Source organism: Pseudomonas amygdali (assembly GCF_002699855.1).
In the GTDB taxonomy this organism is placed as follows: Bacteria; Pseudomonadota; Gammaproteobacteria; order Pseudomonadales; family Pseudomonadaceae; genus Aquipseudomonas; species Aquipseudomonas amygdali.
In genome coordinates, this window is the sequence record NZ_LKBW01000152.1 from 1 (window position 1) to 2,900 (window position 2,900).

Annotated in this window: 1 protein-coding gene and 2 pseudogenes; 1 reads left to right on the plus strand and 2 read right to left on the minus strand. The window is 57.4% G+C overall.

Translation table 11 applies throughout. The features are described 5' to 3' along the window. A pseudogene (locus AO277_RS12270) lies at positions 1 to 755 on the plus strand (IS91 family transposase); the annotation flags it as partial. A 178-nt stretch (positions 756 to 933) separates the two neighbouring features. Here AO277_RS12270 and AO277_RS12275 read toward each other — a convergent pair. Together AO277_RS12275 and AO277_RS12280 are read right to left on the minus strand one after the other, a co-directional pair. Beyond that, positions 934 to 1,017, minus strand: a pseudogene (locus AO277_RS12275) (HU family DNA-binding protein); the annotation flags it as partial. Positions 1,018 to 1,699: 682 nt separating this feature from the next. After that, the gene (locus AO277_RS12280) at positions 1,700 to 2,518 is read right to left on the minus strand and encodes a hypothetical protein (RefSeq protein WP_257214221.1); all 819 of its coding nucleotides are present in this window, start codon (positions 2,516 to 2,518) and stop codon (positions 1,700 to 1,702) included. Positions 2,519 to 2,900: the final 382 nt, after the last annotated feature.

Here is a 2,900-nt window from a genome sequence, read left to right on the forward strand (position 1 = left end):
TATGGCCGGCGGCTCAACTGGCATCCCCACGTCCACCTGTCGGTGACCGCGGGCGGCCTGGATGAGCAGGGCGTCTGGAAAAATCTGTCGTTCCACAAAGAGGCCCTGCGGCGGCTCTGGATGTGGCTGGTGCGCGATTACCTGCTGGGACAGCCGCTTTCGCAACTGACGATGCCGCCGCAGCTGGCCCACATCCACTGTGAAAGCGACTGGCGCCGTCTGATACTGACCGCTGGTGGCCAGAACTGGCACATCCACTTGTCGAAGAAGACGGAAAACGGGCGAAAGACCGTCAATTACCTGGGCCGCTACCTGAAAAAACCGCCGATCTCGGGCAGTCGTCTGGCGCATTACACCTCCAGAGCCACGTTGAGCTTTACCTACCTGGATCACCGCACACAGACCTATCAGCAGGAAACGCTGAGCCAGGCCGACATGCTGCGCCGGGTGGTGCAGCACATCCCGGAAAAGCATTTCCGGATGATCCGGAGATCCGGTATTTTGGTTTTCTGGCCAATCGGGTGTGTGGGAAATACCTGCCGAAGGTGTATGAAGCATTGAAGATGGCGACGCCAGGACCGACACCGAAGCTGTATTTTGTGCAGATGGCCAAAGCCTTTCTAAACGTCGATCCGTTCCGCTGCGTGCTGTGTGGCGCGCGGATGGTCTACACGGCGGCAATCAGCGGGCTGACGGTGCAAGGACTGGTCCTCAACGCTCAGGCGATCGCGCAGATGAGGTACGTGAAGCCCTGAGAGGGGGAAGGTGCGTCCGCACCTAGGCTTCGCGGTGAAATAACCTGCATTAACGCTTGTTGATAGGGATTTTCACTGCATAAGTAACGCATCAGTGTCTTACTACGCATCGCTATGAAGGCATGACGCCTCCGTCATAGCGTCAACTTGATGCATAGGCATTTTGAAATTCCTATGCATCAAGAGCCTTACGCGCTGTGGTTTTTGGCGCATCGATAGCTTCTGCAATACCGGCAACCAATTGGTCTTTCGTCAGAGCCATGGTGGTGTTCCTTCCAGATCAAATTCATTTGGCTTGCAGAGTAAGGGGTCGGCTTGGGGCCCGCAAGAGCCACGCCCTTCAGTAGCAGCCCTAATTTATCGCGGATGTTGATGTGCCGCACCGTTGTCAAGGCAGACCAACTGCGCAAAACGCATGCCTTCATTGAAGGCAAAGAGCGATTTGCCATGCGCATAATTATTTGAGCAGCCTGCGCGCACACGCGCCCGGTTGAGGACTGGGGCGGCTTGCCGTTCCAGGCCGATTTATCCGGGTCTTAGCGCCCGCAGGGTGGCCGCAGGCCAGGGCAGGGCAGTTTTATCGCCCTGGGCCGCTTAGACAGGCTGTTTCACTGACGTATAGGCGCAGACATACGCGCCGTGCCGAAGGCACGACTTGCGCGTGCATTACTGCTTTATGAGGTGGGTTTCCACCGCGTAAATCCCTGTTTTTCCTGAAAGGGGAAACTGAAGGGGGGATAAAATTTCATTTATTTCAAACCCGCCAGTGCGCCACCTCCGGCGTGGCCAAAAAGAGCTATTGGCACAGCCAAAAAACGGCACAACCAGCGCCGTCGAGCGGTCATTGTGGTGCCTGGCCATAGGGTCACCCACCTCCCTTAAAACGCAGGCGTGACAATGCCTCCGCGTGAGCGGATGCAGTTTTCGGACAAAGTGGGGGCCTGTTAGGCTTTTTTGCTCCTCGACGCCAGGAGCCTATCCAGCGCACTGGACACGGTGTTGCTCACTGGCGGCGATGTGCTGGAGTCCGCGACATCTTGCGTATCCGGTACGCCCGCCTCCCGATTTTCCTTGGCCTGCCAGCGCTGACGCGACGTTTCACGGCGCTGGAGTTCCAGAGAGTGCTTTTCCATGTCCGCCAAGCGCTGTTGCCCTATGTCGCGCAGCTGAGCATCGCGACGCTTCCTGGCCGACTTCTGCACGCGTTCATGAACATAGGCCAAGCCAAGGTCTTTCCAGAAAAGCTTGGTGAAGCGGATCAGGACGCGGGTGCGCACCAGATGCAGACCGTTATCGTCCTTCTCGTCCAGGCGAATGCGCTCGATACGGCGGTACACATACCCCGCATCATCCAGGGTTTTCATCAGGCGACACAGCGCCGGTGCCGAGATACCGGCATCCTCGGCAATGCCACACTGAGTGTTCAGCACATAACGGCCATTGTCGGGGTCGATGTAGCCCAGCACGCTGGTGGCCAGGTCCAGGCGCACCAGCAGCTGCTCGGCCACGCGCTCGATGGCCAGAAACTTCTCTCGCCGGGTACACCGATCTCCGTGAACGCCATCCAGGCGGCGCAGGTATTGGCCCCGGTAGCTGTCCATGTTGCTCAGGCGCTCATAGGCCGAGCGGATCAGGGGATTTTTAAGCTGTTGTTCAGAGAGGTGACGGGGAGCCGCGTAACGGGCAGGCTTTGCCCGACCGGGGCGACGTAAAGCAGAGTGAGGGTCAGAAGGGGAGAGCCTGACGGCCTTGAGGTGCCTCATGCTTCACCGCCTTGGCCATGAAGGCCATGCGCTACGGTAAACCGTGTCAGGTTTTGGTGATGCTGGGGGTACAGGTCTGCCTTTAGAAGGGGCACAGCCTGCTGAAGAATCTTTTCCATAAGTCCACCGTTCAGCGGTGAACTGAAGGCTTCACTTTTGACGGCTTGCACAAAGCCTCAGTGAACGCCATAATCAGCTCACGTTATGTGTGTTGAACAGGTGATCCGCAAGCAAACGGCCTGTTCAAGATTTTCCAAAAAGCCCCGCCTGGCAGCGGGGCTTTTTGGTTTCTGCGATTCGTGAATCTACATCGTCGCTTTCCTGCAAATAAAACTGTGCCGGATAGTAGCATGGGACCTCCGCTTTTCGCCCTACAAAATCC